Origin of the sequence: Paraburkholderia sp. JHI869, assembly GCF_038900775.1 — a bacterium.
Taxonomy (GTDB): domain Bacteria; phylum Pseudomonadota; class Gammaproteobacteria; order Burkholderiales; family Burkholderiaceae; genus Paraburkholderia.
Window position 1 is genome coordinate 1 of the sequence record NZ_JAYMSC010000061.1, and the last position, 25,106, is coordinate 25,106.

The 25,106-nt window shown below is 65.1% G+C and carries 27 protein-coding genes; 13 read left to right on the plus strand and 14 right to left on the minus strand.

Features of this window, described 5'->3' with window-relative positions:
- Positions 1-6: 6 nt before the first annotated feature.
- Together VSR72_RS43010 and VSR72_RS43015 are read right to left on the minus strand one after the other, a co-directional pair.
- The gene (locus VSR72_RS43010) at positions 7-282 is read right to left on the minus strand and encodes an RNA-binding protein (RefSeq protein WP_342958257.1); all 276 of its coding nucleotides are present in this window, start codon (positions 280-282) and stop codon (positions 7-9) included.
- Positions 283-614: 332 nt separating this feature from the next.
- Complete coding sequence (locus VSR72_RS43015) at positions 615-1,181, minus strand: hypothetical protein (protein WP_342958258.1); 567 nt, start codon at positions 1,179-1,181, stop codon at positions 615-617.
- A gap of 393 nt (positions 1,182-1,574) precedes the next feature.
- Here VSR72_RS43015 and VSR72_RS43020 point away from each other — a divergent pair, with 393 nt between their 5' ends.
- Positions 1,575-2,081, plus strand: a complete 507-nt coding sequence (locus VSR72_RS43020) for a DUF1993 domain-containing protein (RefSeq protein WP_342958259.1) — start codon at positions 1,575-1,577, stop codon at positions 2,079-2,081.
- 87 nt (positions 2,082-2,168) lie between these two features.
- Here the strand turns inward: VSR72_RS43020 and VSR72_RS43025 are convergent, their stop codons facing one another.
- Entirely contained in the window at positions 2,169-2,795 is a 627-nt protein-coding gene (locus VSR72_RS43025) for a LysE family translocator (RefSeq protein ID WP_342958260.1), read from the minus strand.
- A 136-nt stretch (positions 2,796-2,931) separates the two neighbouring features.
- Between VSR72_RS43025 and VSR72_RS43030 the strand changes: the two genes are divergently transcribed.
- From VSR72_RS43030 to VSR72_RS43040, 3 genes are all read left to right on the plus strand, one after another.
- Positions 2,932-3,396 carry an Lrp/AsnC family transcriptional regulator gene (locus VSR72_RS43030; protein WP_342958261.1) on the plus strand — a complete coding sequence of 155 codons (465 nt, stop codon included), beginning with the start codon at positions 2,932-2,934 and terminating at the stop codon, positions 3,394-3,396.
- A gap of 35 nt (positions 3,397-3,431) precedes the next feature.
- Entirely contained in the window at positions 3,432-3,665 is a 234-nt protein-coding gene (locus VSR72_RS43035) for a hypothetical protein (protein ID WP_342918889.1), read from the plus strand.
- A 114-nt stretch (positions 3,666-3,779) separates the two neighbouring features.
- Positions 3,780-4,184, plus strand: coding sequence for an NUDIX domain-containing protein (locus VSR72_RS43040; protein ID WP_342958262.1), 405 nt, complete (start codon positions 3,780-3,782; stop codon positions 4,182-4,184).
- On the opposite strand, the gene VSR72_RS43045 is transcribed toward VSR72_RS43040, so the two are convergent.
- Positions 4,181-5,368 (minus strand): aminotransferase class I/II-fold pyridoxal phosphate-dependent enzyme, encoded by a 1,188-nt coding sequence (locus VSR72_RS43045; protein WP_342958263.1) that lies wholly within the window; start codon positions 5,366-5,368, stop codon positions 4,181-4,183. The two genes, VSR72_RS43040 and VSR72_RS43045, sit on opposite strands and share 4 nt — an antisense overlap.
- 150 nt (positions 5,369-5,518) lie before the next feature.
- Here VSR72_RS43045 and VSR72_RS43050 point away from each other — a divergent pair, with 150 nt between their 5' ends.
- Positions 5,519-6,265, plus strand: coding sequence for an IclR family transcriptional regulator (locus tag VSR72_RS43050; protein ID WP_342958264.1), 747 nt, complete (start codon positions 5,519-5,521; stop codon positions 6,263-6,265).
- 22 nt (positions 6,266-6,287) lie between these two features.
- On the opposite strand, the gene VSR72_RS43055 is transcribed toward VSR72_RS43050, so the two are convergent.
- Positions 6,288-7,283, minus strand: a complete 996-nt coding sequence (locus VSR72_RS43055) for a LacI family DNA-binding transcriptional regulator (protein ID WP_342958265.1) — start codon at positions 7,281-7,283, stop codon at positions 6,288-6,290.
- A 300-nt stretch (positions 7,284-7,583) separates the two neighbouring features.
- Between VSR72_RS43055 and VSR72_RS43060 the strand changes: the two genes are divergently transcribed.
- Complete coding sequence (locus tag VSR72_RS43060; protein WP_342958266.1) at positions 7,584-8,417, plus strand: isocitrate lyase/phosphoenolpyruvate mutase family protein; 834 nt, start codon at positions 7,584-7,586, stop codon at positions 8,415-8,417.
- On the opposite strand, the gene VSR72_RS43065 is transcribed toward VSR72_RS43060, so the two are convergent.
- Positions 8,414-9,382 carry a LysR family transcriptional regulator gene (locus VSR72_RS43065; protein ID WP_342958267.1) on the minus strand — a complete coding sequence of 323 codons (969 nt, stop codon included), beginning with the start codon at positions 9,380-9,382 and terminating at the stop codon, positions 8,414-8,416. The genes VSR72_RS43060 and VSR72_RS43065 overlap by 4 nt on opposite strands.
- 121 nt (positions 9,383-9,503) lie before the next feature.
- On the opposite strand from VSR72_RS43065, the gene VSR72_RS43070 reads away from it, so the two are divergent.
- Positions 9,504-10,196 (plus strand): NAD(P)-binding domain-containing protein, encoded by a 693-nt coding sequence (locus VSR72_RS43070; RefSeq protein ID WP_342958268.1) that lies wholly within the window; start codon positions 9,504-9,506, stop codon positions 10,194-10,196.
- A gap of 196 nt (positions 10,197-10,392) precedes the next feature.
- Here VSR72_RS43070 and VSR72_RS43075 read toward each other — a convergent pair whose 3' ends face one another.
- Together VSR72_RS43075 and VSR72_RS43080 are read right to left on the minus strand one after the other, a co-directional pair.
- On the minus strand, positions 10,393-10,830 hold the full coding sequence (locus VSR72_RS43075; protein WP_342958269.1) for a hypothetical protein: 438 nt from the start codon (positions 10,828-10,830) through the stop codon (positions 10,393-10,395).
- Positions 10,831-10,995: 165 nt separating this feature from the next.
- Positions 10,996-12,477, minus strand: a complete 1,482-nt coding sequence (locus VSR72_RS43080; RefSeq protein WP_342958270.1) for a methyl-accepting chemotaxis protein — start codon at positions 12,475-12,477, stop codon at positions 10,996-10,998.
- 242 nt (positions 12,478-12,719) lie between these two features.
- On the opposite strand from VSR72_RS43080, the gene VSR72_RS43085 reads away from it, so the two are divergent.
- Positions 12,720-13,301 (plus strand): cytochrome b, encoded by a 582-nt coding sequence (locus tag VSR72_RS43085; RefSeq protein ID WP_342958271.1) that lies wholly within the window; start codon positions 12,720-12,722, stop codon positions 13,299-13,301.
- A 12-nt stretch (positions 13,302-13,313) separates the two neighbouring features.
- Here the strand turns inward: VSR72_RS43085 and VSR72_RS43090 are convergent, their stop codons facing one another.
- Complete coding sequence (locus VSR72_RS43090; protein WP_342958272.1) at positions 13,314-14,213, minus strand: LysR family transcriptional regulator; 900 nt, start codon at positions 14,211-14,213, stop codon at positions 13,314-13,316.
- A gap of 130 nt (positions 14,214-14,343) precedes the next feature.
- Between VSR72_RS43090 and VSR72_RS43095 the strand changes: the two genes are divergently transcribed.
- Both VSR72_RS43095 and VSR72_RS43100 read left to right on the plus strand, forming a co-directional pair.
- Positions 14,344-15,792 (plus strand): M20 family metallopeptidase, encoded by a 1,449-nt coding sequence (locus tag VSR72_RS43095; protein WP_342958273.1) that lies wholly within the window; start codon positions 14,344-14,346, stop codon positions 15,790-15,792.
- 24 nt (positions 15,793-15,816) lie between these two features.
- Positions 15,817-17,097 (plus strand): MFS transporter, encoded by a 1,281-nt coding sequence (locus VSR72_RS43100; RefSeq protein ID WP_342958274.1) that lies wholly within the window; start codon positions 15,817-15,819, stop codon positions 17,095-17,097.
- 6 nt (positions 17,098-17,103) lie between these two features.
- Here the strand turns inward: VSR72_RS43100 and argE are convergent, their stop codons facing one another.
- From argE to VSR72_RS43120, 4 genes are read right to left on the minus strand one after another with little or no spacing between them, the layout of a single operon-like run.
- Positions 17,104-18,264 (minus strand): acetylornithine deacetylase, encoded by a 1,161-nt coding sequence (gene argE, locus VSR72_RS43105; RefSeq protein ID WP_342958275.1) that lies wholly within the window; start codon positions 18,262-18,264, stop codon positions 17,104-17,106.
- The gene (locus VSR72_RS43110; protein WP_342958276.1) at positions 18,257-18,934 is read right to left on the minus strand and encodes a DUF1028 domain-containing protein; all 678 of its coding nucleotides are present in this window, start codon (positions 18,932-18,934) and stop codon (positions 18,257-18,259) included. Before VSR72_RS43110 ends, argE begins: the two co-directional genes overlap by 8 nt.
- A 10-nt stretch (positions 18,935-18,944) precedes the next feature.
- Positions 18,945-19,376 (minus strand): RidA family protein, encoded by a 432-nt coding sequence (locus VSR72_RS43115; protein ID WP_342958277.1) that lies wholly within the window; start codon positions 19,374-19,376, stop codon positions 18,945-18,947.
- Entirely contained in the window at positions 19,376-20,716 is a 1,341-nt protein-coding gene (locus tag VSR72_RS43120) for an NAD(P)/FAD-dependent oxidoreductase (protein WP_342958278.1), read from the minus strand. The genes VSR72_RS43115 and VSR72_RS43120 overlap by 1 nt, the downstream gene beginning before the upstream one ends.
- A 171-nt stretch (positions 20,717-20,887) precedes the next feature.
- Here VSR72_RS43120 and VSR72_RS43125 point away from each other — a divergent pair, with 171 nt between their 5' ends.
- On the plus strand, positions 20,888-21,814 hold the full coding sequence (locus VSR72_RS43125; RefSeq protein WP_342958279.1) for a LysR family transcriptional regulator: 927 nt from the start codon (positions 20,888-20,890) through the stop codon (positions 21,812-21,814).
- A gap of 27 nt (positions 21,815-21,841) precedes the next feature.
- Here VSR72_RS43125 and VSR72_RS43130 read toward each other — a convergent pair whose 3' ends face one another.
- Positions 21,842-23,251 carry a cytosine permease gene (locus tag VSR72_RS43130; protein WP_342958280.1) on the minus strand — a complete coding sequence of 470 codons (1,410 nt, stop codon included), beginning with the start codon at positions 23,249-23,251 and terminating at the stop codon, positions 21,842-21,844.
- 297 nt (positions 23,252-23,548) lie between these two features.
- Here VSR72_RS43130 and VSR72_RS43135 point away from each other — a divergent pair, with 297 nt between their 5' ends.
- Positions 23,549-23,872 carry a metalloregulator ArsR/SmtB family transcription factor gene (locus tag VSR72_RS43135; protein ID WP_342958281.1) on the plus strand — a complete coding sequence of 108 codons (324 nt, stop codon included), beginning with the start codon at positions 23,549-23,551 and terminating at the stop codon, positions 23,870-23,872.
- A 114-nt stretch (positions 23,873-23,986) separates the two neighbouring features.
- Positions 23,987-25,048, plus strand: coding sequence for an alkene reductase (locus VSR72_RS43140; RefSeq protein ID WP_342958282.1), 1,062 nt, complete (start codon positions 23,987-23,989; stop codon positions 25,046-25,048).
- Positions 25,049-25,106: the final 58 nt, after the last annotated feature.

The following is a 25,106-nucleotide window of genomic DNA, read 5'->3' on the forward strand; positions in this document are numbered from 1 at the left end:
GACGGCTCAGTTGAGCGGGCGTTGCGGTGGCTCCTCGTTCTCGAACGGCGGCGCGCTCACCCTCAGCTGGACGCCCGCAAGGCGGCGGGACTGCAGTTCGCGCGCCACGGCTTCGGCCACGTAGGGCACTTCGGAATCGAGTTCGAGGTCCGCGTGCGCGTTGGGCGTGCCCGCGTCATAGACGGTAATGCCTTTGGCGTACTTGCCGAGTTCGTGCTCGAAAAAGCTGCGCACGTCCTGCTCGCTGCAGGTTTCGGGAACATTCCAGACGGTCACGTGCATGACGGCCTACCTCGCGAGAAATCCGGATCTGGCCTGCAGCGCTCAGCGGTACCGGCGGGGTTGCGTCGCGCGCACGCGAACGGGCTGCAGACTCGCACGGGCGCGAGCACGGGACCACGCCACCTGGCCAAGCACGGCGGCGACGCCAAGCAATAAAAGGCTGGACGTAAGCATTGTTGTGACTCCCTTTGTTGATGAAGGTCAGCATAGTCGCATTTGCTGAGCGGTGCGCTGCGGCATATTGTCTGGCGGCGGATTGCCCACTGCGCATGCCTGATCCGGCCCGCAATCAGCGTGCCCGAGAAAAGGAAAGGTGTGAGCGAAGCGGCGCTTCAGGACCCGTCGTCGCGGCTTGCCGAGGTCGTTTCGTCGGCGGACCCGCCGCAGTCCATGCGGGTGAGGCGATCGTACTGGTGCACCCAGTTGCCGGTGATCGCAGACTGCGCCTGGGCGAGCGTCATGCGCCCCGCGCACACGCAGCGCTTCAGGCGCACCGTGAGCAGCGACTTGCGGCGCTCGCCGGCGTGACCGCCCCACGGAATCAGGTCGAAGTTGGCCTTGGCGTCCGGCGACCCGCCGAGCACGATCGGCACATGCCGGTCGAGCGCGTAGCCCACGCCTTCGTCGGCGTCGATCCCGCGCGCCGCCAGCATGCGGTCTTTCAAGGCCATGGTCTGGTCGAACGGCGGCGCCACAGTGTCGGCGTAGCCCGGACGGCAGATCGTGTCCGTCACCGACTCCTGCGTGACACGCGTATCGAGAAGCTGTGGGTCTTGCGCGAACGCGGCCTGCGCCGCGCTGCCCGTTGCGAGCGCGAGCAGCGTAGCGCGTACAACAGCGCGCAGGACTCGCGCGCGCCAGTGCGGCGCGCCAGTGCGACAAACAATGCCTTCTGCCATGCGACGCGCGATGCGGCGTCTTGCTGCCTTTTCTGCGTTCATGGTTGAGCGCATCGTGCTGCACGATGCGCAATGGTTGGTTGGTGCCGGGCTATTAGAACACAATCAAATTTTGTCGGGGCAATTGCGCACATCGGCTCGCAGTCACGCTGTATCGCGCATCGCGCACGGCCGCCCACGTCCTGGCCGCGCACGTTCGCAACTTCAAGGTTTCACAAGGATTTTTTGATCTGTAATCCCAGGTAATCGACGTGCGCGGCGAAATGCCCGAGCGCGTTGTTCATGCTGGCCGTTTGGCCGATGGCAGCGCGCGACGCGATAGCGCATAATGGGCCGCCCGGTCAGCTCCAGAGCGGAGCGCATCGCGCGCATTCGAAGAAACGAGGAAACCCCATGTCCATTTCCATGTATCAAGCATCGGTGCCCGTGCTCGTGCGCGGCCTCACCAATCTGCAAAACATCATCGGCAAGGCGCAGGCGCACGCGGCGGAAAAGCAGATCGACCCCTCCGTGCTGACGGGCGCGCGGCTCTTTCCCGACATGCTGCCGCTCCTGCGTCAGATCCACATCGCCACCGACACCGCAAAGGGCTGCGCCGCGCGCCTCGCCGGTGTGGAGGCCCCGAAATTCGAAGATGTCGAGGTCACCTTCGACGAGTTGCACGCCCGCATCCAGAAAACCATCGACTATCTGAACGCGTTCAAGCCGGAGCAGATCGACGGCACGGAAGCGCGCAGCATCACGCTCAAGATGCGCAGCGGCCCGATCGAGTTCACGGGCCAGAGCTATCTGCTCGGCTTCGTGCTGCCCAACTTCTTCTTCCATGTCACGACGGCCTACGACATCCTGCGTCACAACGGCGTGGAACTGGGCAAGCTCGACTACCTCGGCGCGCGCTAACGCGAGCCTGAAAAAAGCGAGCAACAAAAAAGCGTGCGGCGCTTTGCGCGCCACACGCTTTCACACAATCGTCATGCGCCGCAAGCGTCAATCGAGCGAGAGTCGCAGCGCGAAACCGATCAATGCGGACGAGAACGCCCACTTCTGGACCGTCTGCGCAAGCGGATGGCGGCGCAGCCACACGGCGATACGGGCTGCGCCCAGCACGTAGATCACGTCGAATAGCGCGCATACGGCAACCAGCAGCACGCCCAGCACGGACACCTGCAGCCAGACCGAGCCCGCCTCGGGCCGGATGAACTGCGGCAGCAGCACCGAGCAGAACAGCAGCGCCTTCGGGTTAAGCAGATTCGTGAGCAGACCCTTGGCGAAATCGGCGCGGCGCGGCCGCGCTACGGCCACGCCCTCCTGCTCGGGCATGGCGAACGCCGGGGCGCGGAAGATCTGCACGGCGATCCACGTGAGATACGCCGCGCCCACGTAGCGCACCACTTCATAAAGCCACGGCGCGTTGTGCAGCAGGGCTGCGAGGCCGCAGGCGGAAAGCGTCACGTGGGTCGCGCGCGCGAGCCCTAGTCCGCAGGCCGCCGCGAAGCCGCTGCGCGTGCCGCGGCTCATGCTGGTCTGCATCACCAGCGCCATGTCGGCGCCAGGCAGCGCGCACACAATGATCAGAGCGACGATGAACATCAACAGCAGGTGGGCGGAAATCATGTTGGCCTCGCGTGAAAGAGGCTCTATCTTGCCGCTACACGCAGAGCGATTTCTGGCGTTTTTCATACCGTGTGCGCCAGAGATTAGCGGAATACGCTAGGATTCCAGAATCCGGACTAAAATTCCCCTAACCGCCATGAGCGACCTCGACAAACTCGACCGGGCGATACTCGGCGCGCTGCAAACCGACGGGCGCATGCCGAACGCGCGGCTCGCCGAAACGGTGGGCCTGAGCGAAACGCCGTGCGCGCGACGCCTCAAGCGCCTCGAACACGAGGGCTATATCGAGCGTTACCGCGCCGTGCTCTCGCGCCGCGCGCTCGGGTACGGCGTGGTGGGATTCGTCTCGGTGCGCTTCGCCGTGCACGACCGCGCGCTCGCCGACCGCTTCGAACGCGAGGTGCTGGCGATCGAACGCATTCTGTCGTGCCACAACGTATCCGGCACGGCAGACTATATTTTGCAGGTGGTGGCCCGCGATCTCGACGACTACGGCACCTTCATGCGCGACCAGTTGCGCAGTTTGCCCGGCGTCACGTCCGTCGAATCGGCGCTGTCGCTGCGCGAAGTGAAGGCCGAGGGCGGATTGCCCCTGCCCTGAACACACTCAACACACACGTAAGAACGGAGCTTTCGATGACCCCTGAACAGGCACGAGCCGAAGAAGCCGCAGCAATGGACCGCGTACTGACCGCGACCCAGCGCGTCAAGTCGGCGTTCACCTCGCTGCAGTCGCAGTTTCCGCCGGAAGGCGACGGCAAGCCGTCGCAGTTCGCGCTGCAGACCTTCGATATGGCACTTCAGGAACTGGAAGACGCCCAGGCCGCTTTCGACGAGATGCTCAACGATCTGTTCGACGGCGAGCGCTGAACCTGCTGCCGCGTTCGCTGCGCGTCCCGAAAAAGCAGAACGGCGCGCAGCGCGCCATCGGCTTGATTAATGATTCGGATTCCAGATCAACATCCGCGAAGCATGACTGATGACATGAGCGTTTCCCGAACCGTGCTCGGCGTGGGTGTCGTCGTACGCAACGGCGATGCGTGGCTGCTGGGCCTGCGCAAAAGCACTTGGGGACGCGACACGTGGGCCTTCCCGGGCGGCAAGGTCGACCCCGGCGAAGATCCGCTCGCCGCGGCCGCGCGCGAGCTACGCGAGGAAACCGGCCTGAAACTCGTCGAGGCGCAATCGGCCGGCTGGGCCAGCGGCTGGCTCGAAGCCGGCCGCGTGCGCCATGTGACGCTGTTCGTCGAAGCCGCCGCGCCGGGCGAGCCGGTCGTCGCCGAGCCAGACAAGTGCGCGCGGTGGGCGTGGTTCACGCGTGATGCCTTGCCCGCCGATCTGTTCGAGCCGACCCGCCTCTATTTCGAAACCCGCTTCGAGGCCCGCTAGCGCGTCGTGGCTGCGACACGCCCCCGTACAAACGCCGCGATACGCTCGCAGGCCTCGACCAGCCTCGCTTCGTCCACGACGAAACCAAGCCGCACATAGCCGTTCGCGGTCTCGCCAAACGCGCTCGCGTCGAGCACGGAAACCTTCTGCGCCTCGAAAAGCTGCCAGGTGAACGCTTGCGTGTCGAGGCCCGTGCCGCGGATGTCGATCATCATGAACATGCCCGCTTCGGGCAACAGGCACTTGAGCCCCGGCACGCCCGCCAGCCGCTCGTAAACGATGTCGCGCCGGCGCCGGTATATCTCGCGCATTTCCGCGACGATCTGCGTGCGGTTGTCGAGCGCCGTGAGCGCCGCCTCCTGAATGAAGCCGGGCAGCCCATAGAGCATGCAGAGCGCGAGCCGCGCCAGATGCGCGATCATCGTTTCCGGCGCGATCACCCAGCCAAGTCGCCAGCCCGGCATGGCATGCGACTTCGAGAGGCTGCCGAGCGTGACCGTGCGCCCGGCCATGCCGTCGAGAGCGGCGATGCTAACGTGCTCGCGCTCGAACGTGAGATCGGCGTAGACCTCATCGGACAGCACCCACAGATCGTGCCGCTTCGCCAGTTGCGCGACGCGCTCGAGGTGCGTGCGCGGCATCACCGCGCCGGTGGGGTTGCACGGCGTCGCGAAGAAGATCGCGCGCGTGCGCGGCGTGACGGCCGCCTCGAGTCCGTCACAGTCGAGATGAAATCCATTCTCGGGATCGACGGGCACCGGCACGAGCGTCGCGCCCGACGCGCGAATCGCGGCCTCGTAGGTCAGGTACATCGGCTCGGGCACGAGCACTTCGTCGCCCGCTTCCAGGAGGCAAAGCGACGAAGCGAACAAGCCGTTTTGCGCGCCCGCGCAAAGAATGACGTTCTGCGCGCCAACCGCGCGCCCGCTTTGCTGGGCATGCTCGCGCGCAATCGCCTCGCGCAGCGGCTCGCGGCCCATGATGGCCGAATAGTGCGTATCGCCTTCGCGCAGCGCGGCCACGGCGCGCTCGACGATCGGTGCGGGCGTGCCGAAGTCGGGATCGCCCACGCTCAGCACGATCACGTCCTCGCCACGCGCCGCGGCCTGCACCGCCGCATGATGGATCTCCCACGCCGTCGTGCGACGGCCCTGCAACCGCTCGACCAGATTCGAATACTTCATCTTTCGCGACGCTCCCGAACATGTGTCTGCAACGATACCAAGGAACGAGGCCGCTGAGAAATGTCGATGCGCTCCTGCGCGTATCCAACGTAGTGTTAGTATTTCCAGCCTGTTGGATGATCTATTTGCCGGCAATCCCGGCGCGGTTCCATGTCCTCACCCTATGAAGTCCCGGCGCTACGGCGCATACACGACATTCTCGACGTGCTCGCGCACGCTCAAGGCCCGATGCGCGCGGCGGCGATCGCGCAGGCCACCGGCCTTTCGCGCAGCACGCTCTATCTGATGCTCGACTCGCTCGAACGCCGCCGCTGGATCGAAAAGCGCAGCGACGGCTATATCGTCGGCCTCACGCTGTTTGAGCTAGGCAGTGCTTACGTACGGCACGACCGGCTCCAGGAAGTGTTCCGCCAGGAAGCGACCGTTTTCGTCGCGACGCATAACGAAGTCGTTCAGCTTGCCGTGCTGGACGGCGCCGAAGTCGTGTATCTCGCACGCGAAGACCCCGCGCGGCCCGTGCGCCTCGTCTCCGACCTCGGCTCGCGGCTGCCCGCGCACTGCAGCGCGCTGGGCAAGGCGCTGCTCGCGAGCCTGACCGACGAAGAGGTCAACGCCATCCTGCCGCGCCAGCTTCCCGCAGTCACGGCCAACACCATCACGCGCAAACAGGACCTGCTCGCCGCGCTCGCCGCGATACGCCGCTCCGGCCTCGCGCACGAACGGGAAGAAGTGACGGCGGGGATTGCGTGCTTTGCGGCGTTCGTGGGCGTGACAGCGCTCGGCAAGCGCGTGGCGGTCAGCGCGAGCCTGCCGCTGGATCGGCTGGACGCGCGCCGCGAAAAACGCCTGGCCATCGCGGTGGTCGAGATGGCGCAGCGCATCGCCAAGGGGCTTTGACGAGGCTAACGGGCTCGCGTGCTCAAGCGCTCTCGCGAGGCACGACGGTGTATTGAATGCGCGTTTTCGCGGGATGCTGCGCGCTCGCACCATCCGCCGCCGCGAGGGCGGCGACGATTGCCTCGCCAGTACGCTGGCCGATGCCGTAGGCATCGACCGAAATCGTGGTGATCGCCGGATGGCAGCACGCCGCGATCTCGAAGTTGCCGAAGCCGGCAACCGCCATATCGCGGGGCACGCTCAGGCCGCGCCGCTGGCACTCCATGATCGCGCCGAACGCCGACATATCGCTCACGCACATCACGGCCTGCGTGTCGGGCCAGCGCTCGAGCAGTTCGGCCATGGCGGGCGCGCCATGGCTCATCGTGACCGGCGAATCGCCAAGCTGCACGACGCGGTGCTTGTCGAGCCCAAGCGCCTTCATCTCCATCTGAAAGCCCTTGAGGCGGTCGAGGCCACGCCGGTCCAGATCGCCCCCACCGGCAAGAAAGCCGATACGGCGATGCCCCTTGTCCGCGAGATAGCGCACCATCTCGCGCGCGGCGCTGACGTTGGAAAAGCCCACGGCCATGTCGATCGGCTCCGTGGGCAGGTCCCACATCTCGACGACGGGCACGCCCGAGCGCTGCAGCAGCGTGCGCGTGGCGTCCGTATGCTGCGCGCCCGTGAGCGCGATGCAGCGCGGCTGGTGACGCAGCATCTGGCGCACGAGGCGCTCCTCGCGGTCGAGGAAATAGTCGGTGTCGCCGATCAGCAGTTCGAGCCCTTGCGGCTCGAGCACGGCTGTCAGGCCGCTCACGGTGTCCGAAAAGTTGGAGCTGGAGAGCGATGGCACGAGTACGGCGACGAACGATGAGCGTCCCGAGGAGAGCGCGCCGGCCGCTGCATCGGCCACGTAGCCCAACTCGTCGATGGCGCGCTGCACGCGCTCGCGTGTCGCCTCGGAAGCGCTACGCCCCGCCATCACGCGTGACACCGTCATCTTCGACACGCCCGCGAGACGAGCGACATCGGACATGCGGGGCGGCGTGGCTTTCGGAGCGCTGGTTTTGGACATCGCGGCTGGACGGCAAAATAAAGAGAACGCATATCATAACGGCTGCGTCTTTATTTTCCTCGTTTTGGGCCGTCAAATGCCCTCTCCGTCGTAGGCATTCATTTAATTCGCCATCCTTATCTTCACGCGAAATCACCGCGCAAACGCGTCCCGGTCGATTCGAGAATCCAGGAATTCGGTCACAATCGGGAACCGGCGCTAGGATGCGCATTCCCGCGCAGACCTCCCGCCGCCAACCCACGAGCCAGGAGGAGACTTGCCATGTCAGGACCCGCCCGCACCATTGCCGAGAAACGCGCCGAGTTTCGCGCGCTGCACGCCACCGGTTGCTTCGTGCTGCCGAACCCGTGGGACGTGGGCAGCGCACGCTATCTCCAGAGCCTCGGCTTCAAGGCGCTCGCGACCACCAGCTCCGGGTTCGCATGGTCGCGCGGCCATGCCGACAACACCCTGCCGCGCGATGCGATCCTCGCGCACCTGCGCGAGATTGTCGCGGCTACCGACCTGCCCGTGAACGCCGACTTCGAAAGTGGCTTCGGCGCGGATCCCGCAGCCGTCGAAGCAAGCGTGGGCCTCGCTGTGGAGACCGGCGTCGCCGGACTTTCCGTGGAAGATTCGACCGGCGACGACGCAGCGCCGCTGCTGCCGATCGAGGTCGCCGTCGAGCGCATGCGCGCCGCGCGGCGCGCCATCGACGCGCGCGGCGGCGACACCCTGCTCGTTGGCCGCGCGGAAAACTTCGTGGCGGGCGTACCCAATCTCGACGACGCCATCGCGCGCTTGCAGGCGTACGCGCAGGCGGGAGCCGATTGCCTCTACGCGCCCGGCATCCAGACGCGCGAGCAGATCGTGGCCGTCGTCACTGCGGTCGCGCCGAAGCCGGTGAACGTGCTGATCGGCGCGAAGTCGGCCTTCACGCTCGACGAGCTCGCTGCACTCGGCGTGCGCCGTGTGAGCGTGGGCGGCGCGCTCGCCCGCACCGCGTGGGGCGGTTTCATGCACGCGGCGCAACGGCTCACCGAAGGGCGCTTCGACGGCTTCGAAGGCGCGGCGCCCGGCGCGGCGCTCAACGCCGCTTTCCGCAGCGAGACCTAACTACGCTGCGTGCGCGATGCGCGCGGTTTGCCCGCCGAACGGCGCACGCGCGGTGACTCCGTCAGCGGCGCCCGCGCGCCGTTGACGGTACGAGCTTCGCCAAAGCACGCCAGCGCCCACGCCACGAACGCACGCTGCTTGGGGGCCTGCGCGCGGCGATCCGCGTATAGCAGATGCATGGGCCGAACCGGCGCGGCATACGCCTCGAGCAGCGGCACGAGCCGTCCCGCCGCCACCGACGGCGCGAGGTTCGGCTCACCCGCGAGCACGATGCCCACGCCTGCTTCAGCCGCCGCGATCAGTGCGCGGGTGTCGTTGCTGCGCAGCTGGCCGCGCGGCTCGACTTCGATCTGCGTGTCGGCGTCCTTGAAAATCCACGTTTGCGGCGCAGGAAAGCTGTCGAACGCGTAATCGAGGCACACGTGCTGCGTGAGTTCGCGCGGATGCGCCGGCGTGCCATGTGCGGCGAGATACGCCGGCGCGGCGCACGGCACGAGCCGATACGGCGCAAGCGGCCGCGCGACCAGTTGCGAGTCGGGTAGCGCGCCGATGCGAAACGCGACATCGAACCCGTCCTGCAAGAGGTCGAACTGCCGGTCGCTCAGCACGAGATCGACTTTCACGTCCGGGCAATCCGCGAGAAAGGACTTGATTTCGTGCGCAAGCCGGAAGGCACCGAACGAGACGGGCGCCGTCACGCGCAGCGTGCCTTGCGGGTGGGCGGTTTGCGCGAGCGCGACGGCGTCAGCGGCAGCCGCCTCTTCGAGCACGCGTCGGCAGGCTTCGAAATAGGCGCGGCCCGCTTCCGTGAGCGCGTGCTTGCGCGTCGAGCGCTGGAGCAGGCGCACGCCCAGCGTTTTTTCCAGCGTGTCGACATGCTTGCCCGCCATCTGCGGCGTCATTGCGAGCATGCGCGCCGCTGCCGTGAACGAGCCGGATTCCGCTGTCTTCACGAACACAGTCATGCTGGTCAATTTGTCCATAATTAGAAACCCATCATTTCAAGTGTTTCACCAGATTGGTTGATTATCGCATGTGAGTTTCGGCGCTACGCTGGGGTCTCCATTACGAAACACGGGGATTGCCATGAACGAACATCGATTGGCTGTCGGCATTCTCGGCGCGGGCGAGATCGGCTCGACGCTGGGCAAACTTCTCGCGCAGGCGGGGCATGAGGTCATGCTCTCGTCGCGCCATCCCGAGGCCCGCGCGAATGAAGCCGCGGCGCTGAGCTGCCGGATCGGCACACTGGAGGAAGCCGCTGCGTTCGGCGAGATCGTGATCGCGGCGCTGCCGCTGTGCGCGCTCGATGAAATACCGGTGAACACGCTCGCCGGCAAGGTGGTCGTCGACACCATGAACTACTACCCGCCGCGCGACGGCGCCATTGCCGCATTCGACGAATACTGCATCACGACGAGCGAACGCGTTGCGCAGCAATTGAATGGCGCACGCGTGGTGAAGGCGTTCAATGCGATTCTCGCTTACGACCTGCCACGCGAAGAACGGCCGCCTGTCGAGGGCGGCCGGCGCGCGCTGCCCGTCGCGGGAGACGATGAAGAGGCGAAGGCGCTAGTTGCCGCGTTGCATGCGCAGCTCGATTTCGACGTGCTCGACACAGGATCGCTTGCCAATAGCTGGCGCTTCGAGCGCGCAAAACCCGCCTATTGCATTCCACTGAACGCGACACAGCTGCGCGCCGCGCTCACTGCGGCCGAGCGCGACAAGGAGCTGCCACATGGCTCATGGCGACGCAAACCGCGGGCGGATTCCCGTTAATCAAAACGGTGATCATTACCTGGCATACCGAATCAAATGACGGAATACCACCATGACCCGGCACCCGGATGAAATCTGGCTCAAGCAGTGGGGAAGTAACGCGCGGGCCAGAACGGCCCGGCGAACGCCGCCGGATACGGCGGCGTGAGACAACGAGGCGGAACGGCGCGCAGCCGTTCCGCCCTGCAAGCTGTGCTTAGTCGTAGTGACGGTGCTTGTGGTGCTTGCCGTGATAGCCGCCGTGCGAGTACTCGTCGGCGTACGAGTTCGAGCGCGAAATATTGCCGCCGAGCGCCGAGCCTGCGCCGCCGCCCACCGCCGCGCCGATCAGGCCGCCGGTACGGCCGCCCATGGCGTTGCCCGCTGCCGTGCCTGCGCCGCCGCCAAGCGCGCCGCCGATGATGGCGCCCGTGCGTTCGCGACGATTCGAGGTGACCGCGCCACCCGCGCCGCCGCCCACCGCGCCGCCGATCACCGCACCGGTGCTGCCGCCCACGGCGCCACCGACGGCCGCGCCTGCGACGCCGCCGAGCGCGCCACCCAGTGCGTTGTTCATATCGCCGGCGAGCGCCGGCAGCGAGGCCGCAGCAGTCAGCGCAGCAACGGCAACCATCTGGATGATTTTCTTCGACATAGTTGTTCTCTTACGTTTTTGAGACGGAACCGAGTATAGCGGTCAACGTGAAAGCGCTTTGTAACGCCATGGGCCAAGCGCCGTAAGAGGTGTAACAAAATGGTCGGGAGAAATGGGCGGCGTTTTTGTCTCGGGGTCGCGCCCTGAAATAAGGCGCGATCCTCCTCAATCAAGCTTGAACACCTTGACCGCGCTGGCGAGCAACTCCGTCTGGCGATGCTGCTGCCTGACCTGCTCGACCGTGTCGGCGACGTGCGCCGCGTTCTCGCGTATCGCCGCGTCGATGCCGGCGATGTTCTCGCCCATCTGGTCGATGCCCGCGCGCTGCGCGCCGGTGGCCGTCGCCATCTCGTGAACGATGGCCGACAGGCGCGTAACACTCTCGAGCACCTCGCCCACCGTGTTGCCCGCGCTTTCGACGAGACCATTGCCCGTGCGTGCACGCTCGACCGACTCGCCGATCAGCGTCCGGATCTCCTTCGCCGCGGCGGCGCTGCGCTGGGCCAGCGTGCGGACCTCCGACGCCACCACCGCGAACCCTCGGCCCTGGTCGCCCGCGCGCGCGGCCTCGACCGACGCGTTGAGCGCAAGAATGTTGGTCTGGAACGCAATGCCGTCGATCACGCCGATGATGTCGGTAATGCGTTCGCACGAGCGATAAATGTCGCCCATCGTCTCGATCACCGCCTTGATCGCCCCGCGCCCCTGGGTCGCGACCTCGCTCGCCGAGCCCGCCAGCGCGCTGGCCGCCATTGCGTGATCGACGCTCTCGTGCATGCTTTGCTTGAGTTGCTCCATTGCCGCGACCATGCCTTCGAGCGAGCGGCGCTGCTGCTCGGTCCGGTCCGAAAGGACGGCGTTGCGCGCGCTGGTGCCGGCTACCGACTCCGAAACCTCACCCACGCTGTCACGCACCTGCAGCAGCGTTTTGCGCACGGCCGCAAGCGTGGCGTGGAATGCACTGGCCACGTCGCTCGCGGGCCGGCTCGATTGCTCGCCCAGCGTGATGTAACCCGAAGCCTGCCCGATCCCCTCCGACATGGTGGCGAGTTCGCCCGCGATGTTGGCGTCGCGTTCCTGGCGCGCAGAGATCGCCGCGATGAACAAAGTTTGAAGCCAGAGAAACGCCAGGTGCTGCACGACGACGTCGAAGCCCGTCTGCGAAAAGACCCTGACAGGCCAGCCCCACGCCTGAAAATAGTTGAACGCGAGTTGCTGCACGGAGATGAAGCCGGTAGCGAGCAGCACGACCTGCACGTCGCGATAGGCGAGCAGCAGCGAGAGCAGGATGAACACCACGAAGTGAAACTCGTCCTGCCCGCCTCCAACGTCGATCAAGAGGGCCGCGCCACCCATGAACGTGAGCGCGGAACCCATTCTGGTGATCTTGAGCCCAGGCACGGCGAGTGCGAGCAGCGTGGAAACGATCGCCAGCGGCAAGCCGACGACTAGCACGGGCGTGAGCGCGTCGAAGTGCCAGCCGATACCCAAAGCGCCCGCCAGGAGGATCCAGTTGACCAGCGCGCAAGCCCTGTCGGCTCGTTTGCGCGCGTTCATGAGCGGACTTTCGACGGCCGCTCCCCGGCGAGCGGCGCTGGCTGGGCCATACGGCTCGTCAAACGAGGCTTCTGCGAAACTGCTGGACATGGAATTCCCGACTCCTGATTGACAATTCAACTAGCGAATCACACTTCGCAGTTATCGGCAGGCAGCCAAGCATCTAGATAAGGGAAATCCATTGAATGATTATGGTTGACTTATCATCCATTGTCATTTTGGCGACAGGCGTTGCTGTAACGGGACCTAACAAAACTGCACCGGCCGTGGATGCTCCGCAGCGACGTTTTTGTGGCAGGCTTGATTCATTCGACGTTCAGGAGGCCCCTACTATGTCCCGAGCCCCACAGTCCCTTTCTGCGTTGTCGTTTGCAGGCTCCACTTACAGCTTGACGCTGCGCGTGCTGCATTGGCTCACCGCGTTATGCATGTTCGTGGTCATCCCGGTGGCGTGGTACATGACGACGATGGACCGTCATGACCCGTCGCACGGCAGTTGGGTCAATTTCCACAAATCGATCGGCCTGACTGTCCTGCTGCTCACGCTGATCCGCGTGCTGACGCGGCTTTCCGGCACCGCGCCGCCGCTGCCGCAGCGCATTCCGGCATTCGAGCAGAAGCTCGCGCATCTCGGTCATGGCTTGCTGTATCTGATTCTCTTTGCCATGCCGATCAGTGGATATATCAACTCGTATGGCGGCGGCCATCCGGTGAACTGGTTCTGGCTGTTCCAGGTGCCCGCCGTCGTGCCGGCGGACAAGGCGCTCGGCCATCTCGGCTCGAAGATCCACTACTGGCTGGCGTACCTGACGTACGTGCTGATCGCCGGGCACGTGCTCGCGGTGATCTACCATCAACTGGTGCAGCGTGTGGATATCCTGGGACGCATGACGGGCCGCGCGGGAAAGCGCTGAGCCCCCGCGTCGTCACAACACGCGCTCGATCGCCACGATCAGCGCCCTCAAGACGCCCTCAATCGGGCGTGAAAGCCGCCGGTCGCGCATCGTCATCACACACAGGTTGCGCTGATTGAGCGTCGGTTCGTCGAAGCGCTTCGCGACCAGCGAAAGATCGTCCGCGAGGCCCGAAAGCGAGAGCCGGCTGCCGAGCGTGATCGCGCCCGCCAGCGCAGCGAACGCATGCAACGCGCTCGAATTGTTGCTCGTGAGAATGGGCTCGAGCTTGATGCCGTAGCGCGCGCAGCATTCGTCGAATAGCTGGCGAGCCGTGTTGCCGCGCTCGAGCAGTGCGACCGGATAGTCGCGCAGGTCCGCGAGCGTGAGCGAATCGCGTTGCGCAAGCGGATGCGCCGGATCGAGCAGCGCGCAAACCGGCGCTTGTGCGCTGTACTGCACGTACACCTTCGCCGGATCGCCGCTCGAAAACGCGAGGCCCAGATCCGCCTCGCCCGTGGCCACCCACTGCTCGACCTGTGAAGGCGTACCCGAGCGCAGATTGAAATGCACGTGCGGCGCGCTAGCGTGATGCTGCGCGAGCACGTGGGGCAGGAACGAGCGCGTGAAACCCTCCGTGCAGCCGATTCGCACAATGCCGTGCCCGAGCGCCTTGGCCGTGGCGATTTCCGCGAGCACCGCGTCGCCCTCGAGCAGCGCGCGCCGCGCGTGCTCGGCAAGGCGCTCGCCCGATTCGGTCAGCACCATTCCGCGCGGCATGCGCTCGAAGAGCGCCGTGCCCACGTCTTCCTCCAGTTTGCTGATCTGCCGGCTGATCGCCGAAACGGCCACGTGCAGGTTCTCCGAGGCCGCGGCCAGCGACCCCGTGCGCGCGACCTCGACGAAGTAGCGCAGGGCGATTCCATGAAGCATCGACGTATCCGTTCAGTCAGCGTTGCGTTGCCATTTCGGCAATGCTATCCGCAAATTTTGAAATTGTTGCGAATTTTTGACGTTCCTAGACTGCTTTCATTCCCCGCACCCAGGCATGAGAGGAGCCCTTTTGAACGAGACCCGACAAACCGCCATCGACCGCGCCTTGCGCATCTATGATTCCGGCGCGTTCTTCGCCGACCTCCAGCGCCGCGTGGGCTTTCGCACCGAAAGCCAGAATCCGGAGCAGGCCCGCGCGCTCGTCGCCTATCTCGCCGACGAGGTGGCGCCCTCCCTCACGCCGCTCGGCTTCACGTGCCGTGTGGTCGAAAATCCCGCGGGCTCGCGCGCGCCGTTTCTGATCGCCGAGCGCATCGAAGACCCCGCGCTTCCGAGCGTGCTGACCTACGGCCACGGCGACGTCGTGCGCGGCTACGACGAGCAGTGGCGCGAAGGCCTCGCGCCCTGGACCGTCACCGTGGAAGGCGACCGCTGGTATGGCCGCGGCACCGCCGACAACAAAGGCCAGCACTCCGTGAACTTCGCCGCGCTCGCCGCGGTGCTGGACGCGCGCGGCGGCAAGCTCGGCTACAACGTGAAGCTGATCTTCGAAACCGGCGAGGAAATCGGCTCGCCGGGCCTCGACGCCGTGTGCGCCGCCAATCGCGACGCGCTCGCGGCGGACGTGTTCATCGCGTCGGACGGCCCGCGCGTGCTGGCCGAACGGCCCACCCTCTTCCTCGGCTCGCGCGGCGGCGTGACGTTCGAACTGCTGGTCGATCTGCGCCGTGGCGCGCATCACTCGGGCAACTGGGGCGGCGCGCTGCGCAATCCGGGCGTCGTGCTGTCGCACGCCATTGCGAGCCTCGTCGACCGGCGCGGCGCTATCGCCGTGGACGGACTGCGTCCGCCGCCCGTGCCGGCTAGCGTGCGCGAGGCGCTCGCCGACATCGTGCTCGGCGGCGACGAGGACGCCCCCGCCATCGACCCCGAGTGGGGCGAACCCGGCCTCACGCCCACCGAGCGCGTGATCGCCTGGAACACGCTCGAAGTGCTCGCGTTCAAGACCGGCAATCCCGATGCGCCCGTCAACGCGATCCCGCCCACGGCCAAGGCCACCTGCCAGTTGCGCTTCGTGGTCGGCACGGACGCCGCGCGCGTGGGCGAACATCTCGAAGCGCACTTCGCGCGCCTCGGCTTTGACGACGTGCAGGTGCGCGTCACGCAGACTTCCGCTGCGACACGGCTCGACCCCGACGACGCCTGGGTGCACTGGGCGCTCGATTCGCTGCGCGCGTCGACAGGAAAGAAGCCGGCGCTGCTGCCGAACCTCGGCGGCACGGTGCCAAACGATGTCTTCGCGTACACGCTCGGCCTGCCGACGCTCTGGGTCCCGCACTCGTATCCGGCTTGCGCGCAGCACGCGCCGAACGAACACCTGCTCGGCTCGGTCGCGCGCGAAGCGCTCGCCGTGATGGCAGGACTCTGGTGGGACCTCGGCGACGATGCCGCGCGTCTCGCCGCGACGCGCTCGCCAGCGTGCGCGCAAGCATCGCAATCCACCGACGCCCTCGTCTAAACAGAGATAAAGGTGCCTGCCGCCATGTCCGCAAAGCAACCCGTGAGCCTTGTCAGGCTCGTCATCGCCACCTCCGCCGGCAACGCGCTCGAATGGTTCGACATCGCCATTTACGGGTTCTTCGCGGTGTACATCGGCAAGCACTTCTTTCCGGCCGTCAACGAAACCGTGTCGATGCTGCTCACGTTCGGCACCTTTGGCGCGTCGTATCTCGTGCGCCCGCTCGGCGGCGCGGTGCTCGGCGCCTATGCCGACCGCAGCGGACGCAAGGCCGCGCTGATGGTTTCGGTCAGCCTCATGATGGTCGGCACGGCGATCATCGCGCTGATTCCCGACTACGCGACGATAGGTCTCGCCGCGCCGCTCGCGGTGTTCGCCGCGCGCCTCATTCAGGGCTTTTCGGCGGGCGGGGAATTCGGGGCATCGACGGCCATGCTGATCGAGCATGCGCCGCACCGGCGCGGTTTTCTCGCGAGCTGGCAGTTCGCCACGCAAGGGCTCGCCACGCTGCTCGCGGCCTCGTTCGGCTACGGCCTCGCCCGCCTCATGGCGCCCGCCGATCTCGCGGCCTGGGGCTGGCGTCTGCCATTTTTCTTCGGATTGCTGATTGGTCCGGTCGGCCTGTATCTGCGCCGCTTCATCGAAGACGCCGAGGACTTCAAGCGCGCCGCCCGCACCGAAACGCCTGTGCGCGAAGTGCTGGGCCAGCAAAAGCGGCTCGTGCTCACGGCGATCGGCCTCATGACCATCTCGACGGCGGTCAACTATCTGCTGCAATACATTCCGACGTTCGCGATCCGCCAGCTGCATCTGCCAGCAGCGACCGGCTTCGCGGCGACGATGGCGGGCGGCGTGATTCTCACGGTCGTCACGCCATTCGCAGGGTATCTGTCCGACCGCATCGGGCGGCGCACGCAGATGACCTGCGTGGCGCTCCTCTTTCTCGTGAGCGCCTACCCCGGCTTCGCGTGGGCGACCAGTCATTCGAGTGCGATGCCGCTCTTCGTGCTGATCGCATGGCTCGCGCTCCTGAAGTCGATCTACTTCGGCGCTCTGCCCGCGCTCATGGCCGAGATTTTCCCGGCTGCGACGCGCGCCACCGGCATGTCGATCGGCTACAACATCGGTGTGACCGTATTTGGCGGTTTCACCCCGGCCATCGTCACGTGGATGCTGAGCGCCACCGGCGACAAGAGCGCGCCGAGCTATTGGCTGATCGCGACCGCCATGCTCAGTTTGTCCGCACTGGCGTATGTGAGCCGCGTGCGAGTCGCGGCCACGGTTGCGCAGCGGGCAACGGCATAGAATGCGCTACGCGCCTGCGAGATGTGTGGCAAGGCGCGCCAGCATCGCGTCACATCGTTCGAGTTGATCGGCGCTCACGAACTCGTCGGGCTTGTGACCCTGATCCATGCTGCCGGGCCCGCACACGACCGTGGGAATGCCCGCGCGCGTGAACAATCCGCCCTCGGTGCCGAACGCAACCGTGCCGAAATCGCTCAGCTCGCTGATGACGGCGAGAAGCTGCGCCGCTTCGCTATCGGGCGGCGTCGCAAGGCCGGGATACGCGTTCAAGGCCTCGAAGCGAATGTCGGTATCGGCTTGCACCTTGCGCATGTTTGGCAACAGTTCCGCCTGCGCATACGACTCGATCCGCTCGGCAACCGACTGCGCCTCGAAGCCCGGCACCGAGCGCACTTCGAAATCGAACTCACACTCCGCGGGCACGATGTTCAGCGCGCGGCCGCCCTTGATGACGCCCGTTTGCACCGTCGAGAACGGAGGATCGAAGCGTTCGTCATGATGCTCGGGCTGCGCGAGTTCCTCGCCGATGCTCTCCAGCCTGTTGATGAGCCGCGCCGCATACTGAATGGCGTTGACGCCATACGGCGCGTAGGCCGAATGACACGCCGCGCCTTTCACGCGACAGCGCATGGCGAGCTTCCCCTTGTGGCCGAGCACGGGCTTCATTTCCGTCGGCTCGCCGATGATGCACAGACGCGGCTTGTGCGCGCGCTTTTCGAGTTCCGCGAGCATGGGACGCACGCCGAGGCAGCCCACTTCTTCGTCGTATGAAAACGCAATGTGCACCGGCACGTTCAACTTGCGCTCGACAAACCTGGGCGCCGCCGCGAGCACGCACGCGAGAAACCCCTTCATGTCCGCCGTGCCGCGCCCGTAAAGCCGCCCATTTTTTTCCGTGAGGCGGAACGGCTCGACGCTCCACGCCTGCCCCTCGACAGGCACGACGTCCGTGTGTCCCGAGAGCACAACACCGCCCTTGTCGCGCGGGCCGATGGTCGCAAAAAGACTGGCTTTCGTGCGTTCGGCGTTGTGAAACAGCTCGCATTCGACGCCGAGGTCCGCGAGATAACGCTGCACGAACGCGATGAGTTCGAGGTTCGATTCACGGCTGACGGTTTCGAAACCGATCAGCCGCTCGAGCAGCGCGCGGCTGGAACGCTCACTCATCGCCTGGCACTCCATAGCTTGGCGCCGCGGTCGGGTCCAGCGCGCGCGTGACGTAATCCTGCATTTGCGGAAGATACGCGCGCCATAGCTGCGCGAGCTGACCGATGGGATCGTCGTCGGCCCAATCGACTCGCAAATCCACGATCGGCCAGACTTGCTGGTCTACAACCTTCAGCGCGGCCGAATGGACCGGGCCGGCTTCCCCACCTGCCTCTAGCGCGCCGTGCATCGCGGCCAGCAGACGCTCGGCGAGCAGTCCTTGCGTGCGCTCGAACGCGCGCACCATCGCATCGACAACGTCAGTCGCGGCAAGCATGTTGCCGGCCGCGACACACTGATCGCCCGCCACCGCATGATGCAGCCCGAGCGCGTTGTCGCCCGTGAAGAAGGCGGTGCGACCCTGAGCGTCGATCACCGTGACCTGCCGATACGCATTGAATGCATCGGTATCGCGGGCCTGCTTCAACGCAACATGCGGCGCAAGCTCGTTCTGCTCCAATAGATCGAGGATGCGCGGGCCGAGCGCGGGCAGCGTGACGTTCTGCGTCGCCACCGCGCCGACGCCTGCCCGCACCCAGGGGCAACGCGCGCCCACGGCAATACTCGACGAACTGATGGCAATACCCAGTTGGCCGGTCTCCCGGCAGCGTCCGACGATCGAGAATGTCATGCGCCGCTCCTTATGCCCTGGCAGGCGTCCAGTTGTCGGGAATCACCGCAATGACGTCGATTTCCATCAGCCATTGCGGTTGACCCAGCGCGCTCACGCACAAACCGGTCGAGATCGGATACACGCCCTTCAGCCACTTGCCGACTTCCTGATAGACCGGCTCGCGATAACGCGGATCGATGATGTACGTTGTCGTCTTGACGATATGCGACATGTCGCTGCCCGCTTCTTCGAGCAACTGTTTGACGTTTTTCATCGCCTGCTCGGCCTGCGCGCGCGGATCGCCGAGGCCGATCAGCTTGCCGTCGAAGTCGGTGCCGACCTGACCGCGCACGTAGACCGTGTTGCCGGCGCGAACGGCCTGGCACAGGTCGTTGTCGAGCGTCTGGTTCGGATAGGTATCCTTGGTGTTGAACATGCGGATGCGGGTATGGGTAGGCATCAATTCACTCCGATTTCGTTGAAGGCGTTTGCGTGCGATTCGTCGCGCGCGGTATTCGTGGCAGGGGCAAGGTGTTCGCGTTGGGCCGCGTCGCGATAGTCGAGGTACTTGCGCTGCGTGACGATGTGATCGGCGACATGCTTCGCGTCGTGCCACACGCCCCAGATGAACGACGACCCGCGCCGCGACAGCCACGGCAAACCGAGAAAATAGATGCCCGGCTCCTTCGAGACGCCGCGCTGGTGCTTCGGCTTGCCTTGCTCGTCGAAGGCGTCGACGTGCAGCCAGCTGTAATCGACAGCAAAGCCCGTCGCCCAGATGATCGTCGTCACGCCGGCCGCCGCGAGATCCAGTTCGCGCAGCGGATGCGCGACGCACTCGGGATCGCGCGGAATAAAGCGTGCTTCGGGTTCTTTCGGCAGGTCGATGCCGTTGCGCTCGACATAAGCATCGGCGGCGTCGAGCAGCGACATGAGGTTGTCGTCGCCGCGCTTGAGATTCGTCACCAGATCCTGCTCGAACGTCACGATGCCGTTGTCGAACGATTTCGTGACGCCCACGAGCGTCATGCCTTCATGCGCAAGCCGCCGGAAATCGATGGTCTGGCCGCCGTACGCGCCGCTCACGGCGATCGTCACATGCTCGCGCCCTGGGCCCGCCACCTCCTTGTCCCATTCGCCGAGCACGCCGAGCCACCAGCAGAAGTCGCGGTTGCGGTAAGCGCGCGGCGGGCGATCGTGCGGCCCGACCGACAGATACACCGTGCGGCCCGCGCGGCGCAGCTCGTCGGCGATCTGCGTGCCCGACGAACCCGCGCCCACGACCAGCACTGCGCCGTCGGGCAACTGGGCCGGATTGCGATAGTCGGCCGAGTGCATCTGTGTAAGACGCGGGTCCTTTGGCGCGATGGCGGGGATCACGGGACGCTGGAACGGCCCCGTCGCCACGACGACGCGATTCGCCTCGAACGTGCCGTTATTCGTCTGCACGTTGAAACCCGGTCGACCCTGAAGGCGTTCGACACGCGTCACATCCACGCCCGTGCGGACAGGCGCATTGAACTGCTTTGCGTACGCGACGAAATAGTCGGCGACCTGTTCCTTGCCCGCGAACGCGTCCGGATCCAGTCCTTCGAATTCCATGCCGGGGAAGCGATCATGCCAGGCGGGACCGTTGGCGACCAGCGAATCCCAGCGGCACGTGCGCCAGCGCTCGGCGATGCGATCGCGTTCGAGCACGACATGCGGCACGCCCGATTTGCTGAGATGCTCGCTCATTGCTACGCCGGCTTGGCCGGCGCCGATGACCAGTGTGTCGATGGATACTTTCTCAGCCTTCATGGCTGTTCTCCTTCAAATTGCCAATAACGTCCTGCTCGTCGAAACAAACTGTACGCGCGACACAGGATAGGAAAAACTATTAAAATAAAATCCTTTGCATCGGATTTACCTATGCAACCGGGCGTCGACAATCGGCCTCCCAGGTTGCGCCTTCAAGAGAGACTCCTTGAGATGGACGGCGTATCGATTCGCTATTCACTGCGCCAGTTGCGCTATTTCATCGCGACGGCGGAAACCCTTTCGTTCACCGCCGCGGCGAAGCGGCTGCACATCTCGCAGCCTTCGATCTCCACCGCGCTCGCGGAGCTCGAGGCATCGTTCGGTGTGCAATTGTTCATCCGGCATCACGCAAGCGGCCTTTCGCTCACGCAGCCGGGCCGCGATCTGCTCGTGCATGCGCGCAGTCTGCTAAAGAGCGCCGAGGAACTGCAACTCACGGCGCAAGAGCTCGACGGCGGCGTATCCGGCACCGTCTCGCTCGGCTGCCTCGTCTCGCTTGCGCCGCCGCTCATGCCGTCGCTCATCAGTGCGTTCCTGCGCGAGCATTCGTCGATCACATTCATCACGAAGGAAGCGCATCAGGATGGCCTGCTGAGCGGGCTTGGCGACGGCTCGCTCGATATCGCGCTCACCTATAGCCTCGACATTGCGGAAGGCATCGCCTTCGTACCCGTCGTCTCGCTGCCGCCTTACGTGATCCTCCCGAAAGATCACAGGCTCGCGCGCGCGGCGAAGGTCTCGCTGAAGGATCTGCTGCCGGAGCCTTATGTGATGCTCGACCTTCCGCACAGCCGCGAATACTTCTCGACGCTTTTCGACGCGGCAGGCAGCCGTCCTGTCGCCGCGTTCCGCTCGGCGCAGCCCGAGGTCGTGCGCGGCATGGTGGCGAACGGCCTGGGCTACAGCATCCTCAACTTTCCGCTTCAGTCGTGCCGCACCGTGGATGGCGAGGAGTTCGTCATCAAGCGCTTCAAGGAGGCGGTTCCCGCAACGACGCTCGGCATTGCTACGTCGAGCACCGTGCGGCAACGCGAAGTGGTGAAGCGCTTCGCCGCGTTCTGCGAAAGCTATATCCGGCGGTTGCGCTTCAAGCATTGACGAGGCAACGGCGACGCTCCGCGCGAATTACTGCACCTGCGCGGTCGGCTGATTGAGCCGGCGGCGGTACGCCGTGTCGCGCGTGGCGAGCCACAGGTAAAGCGGCGTCGTGACGATGATGCCGACGAGCCAGGACAGGTCTGCGCCGTCCAGATGCGCCGAGAACGAACCCACATACATCGGCGTGTTCATGAAGGGAATCTGCACCACGATGCCGACGGCATAGGCGAGCAACGCTTGCGGATTGAAACGGCCGTAAATGCCGCCGTCCACACGGAAGATCGACTGAACGTCGTACTCGCCCTTGTGAATCACATAGAAGTCGATCAGGTTGATCGCCGTCCACGGCACGAGCACCACGAGCAGTGCGAGCACGAGGTCGACGAAATGCCCGACGAAGTCCTTCGACGCGCCGACTGCAGCAAAGCAGCACGCGGTCAGGATGATGATCGAGAGCACCGCGCGCGACTTCGCGGTCGGAATCCAGCGATACGCGAACGTCTGCAGCGACGTGATGACCGAAAGCACGGCGCCGTACAAATTCAACGCGTTATGACTGATCACGCTCAGCAAGAACAACACGAGCATGAACGGGCCGATCGCGCCGGTCGATGCCTTGACGGCGTCCATCGTGTCGGCGCCGGCCGGCACCGCGAGCACGGCCACCGCGCCGAACACGAACGCGAGTGTCGAACCGAGCACGCAGCCCAGGTACGTCGCCCAGAAGGTCGACGCGACGCCCACATTCTTCGGCAGGTAGCGCGAATAGTCGGAGACGTACGGCGCGAATGCGATCTGCCACAGCGCGGAGAGCGACACCGTCGCGAGCCAGCCGGCGAAGTTGAAGCCGCCACGCGTGAGGAAGTCCGCCGATTGCACGTGCGTGACGATATAGCCGAAGCCCACGGCGATCCCGATACCGAGCACCCATGTGCCGATACGGTTGAGCACGTGTATGAAGCGGTATCCGATGATGCCGATCAGCCCCGAACCCAACGCGCCGATCACGATGCCCGCAGGCACGGGAATCGACGATTCGATGCCGTGCAGCGACTTGCCCGCCAGCACGATATTCGACGCGAAGAAGCCCACATACATGATGCCGGCGATGACCGTCACGAGCAGCGCGCCCCACGAGCCAAACTGCGCGCGGCTCTGGATCATTTGCGGAATGCCCATTTGCGGGCCTTGCGCGGAATGCAGCGCCATGAGAATGCCGCCCAGCGCCTGGCCGACGATGATCGCAACAATGCCCCACATGAGATTGAGGTGATAGATCTGCACGCCGAGCGCGCCAGTGACGATCGGCAGCGGCGCGATATTGCCGCCGAACCAAAGCGTGAAGAGATCCCGGACCTTGCCGTGGCGCTCGTTCTCGGGCACGTAACCGATCGTGTGCTTCTCGATCAGGGGAACCGCGTTGCGGTTGTCTGCCATAACAGTCTCCATTGGCTCGCCCGCGTGTTTTTGAAAACAACACGCACAGCGAAGGTGCAAAACAGGTGTGGGCCCAGGCGAATCGACTGCCCCACTCGAAACATTGAGCGAATTAACTGACGCCAAATTTCGACTGCCAAGCATTGTTTATCGATGTTTTGCATAGGCCGGGGCTATGCAAAAGCGGGGAGGGAAAGCGAGATTCCACCGATCGGCGGACAACCCTATTGAAAAAGGTGTCATCGGCCATATCGTATAGTTCCGATATATGATTCGGACAGTTACGATGCAGCCGCAATGAAGAAGCCCCCTACCACCCCACCGCTAGACGTCGACGCGATCTGCAAGGCGCTCTCGAATCCCGTGCGCCGCGAGATCCTCGCGAGCCTGCGCGAGCCGCAGTTGCACTTCGGCGACCAGGAACTGCCGCTCGAAAACGGCGTTTGCGCGGGCAAGATCGACGCGCATTGCGAGCTTTCGCAATCCACAGTCTCAGCGCATCTGGCCGTCTTGCAGAAGGCTGGACTCGTCACGTCCAAACGTGTGGGGCAGTGGGTGTTCTTCAAGCGCAACGAGCCGGTCATCGAGGCGTTTATCGCCCATATGAACGCGCAGTTGTGAACCCGCAGTTGTGATTCCTCAGCGACGAAAACGCCGCTGAACACGCATCGTCCGTTTCGATTCCTGTATCGCTTTTCAGCCCGCGGGCCGCGCCCGCAGACAAGGTGACCTTACATGGCAACGCTTTTCGACCCCATCCAGATCGGCGACCTCACGCTGCCGAACCGCATCATCATGGCCCCGCTCACGCGTCAACGCGCGGGCGAAGTGCGCGTCCCCAATGAACTCATGGCGAAGTACTACGCCGAGCGCGCGACGGCTGGCCTCATCATCAGCGAAGCGACCTCGGTGACGCCGCAAGGCGTCGGCTATGCCGAAACGCCGGGCATCTGGTCGCAAGAGCAGGTGGAAGGCTGGAAGATCGTGACCGACGCGGTGCACGCCGCGGGCGGCCGCATCTTCATGCAACTGTGGCACGTGGGCCGTGTGTCCGACCCTGTGTTCCTGAACGGCGACCTGCCGGTGGCGCCCAGCGCCATCGCGCCGCAAGGCAACGTGAGCCTCGTGCGTCCGCAACGCGGCTTCGTCACGCCGCGCGCACTTGCAACCAAAGAGATCGCCGGCGTGATCGCCGCGTTCCGCCAGGGCGCGGTCAACGCGAAGGCGGCCGGTTTCGACGGCGTGGAAATTCACGGCGCGAACGGCTATCTGCTCGACCAGTTCCTGCAGGACAGCACCAATCAGCGCACGGACGCCTATGGCGGCTCGATCGAAAATCGCGCGCGCCTCATGCTCGAAATCGCCGACGCGTGTATCGACGTGTGGGGCGCGGATCGCGTGGGCATGCACATCGCACCGCGCGGCGACGCTCACACGATGGGCGATTCGAATCCGGCGGCAACGTTCGGTTATGTGGCGCGCGAGTTGGGCCGCCGCAAGATCGCGTTCCTGTTCGCACGCGAATCGCTGGGCGACAACCGTCTCGGCCCGCAACTGAAGGCTGAATTCGGCGGTCCGTTCATCGCGAACGAAAAATTTTCGCTGGAATCGGCACAGGCCGTGCTCGAGGCAGGCGAAGCCGACGCGGTCGCGTGGGGCCAACTGTTCATCGCGAACCCCGATCTGCCGCGCCGTTTCGAATTGAACGCCCCGCTCAACGCGCCGAATCCGTCGACGTACTACGCGCGCGGCGAAACGGGCTACACGGACTACCCGTCGCTCGAAAGCGCGGCGTAAAGAACGCGTGCGGCTCGTAGCCGCACGCAACCTGGCGGCCACGGCGCAGGCATTCTGC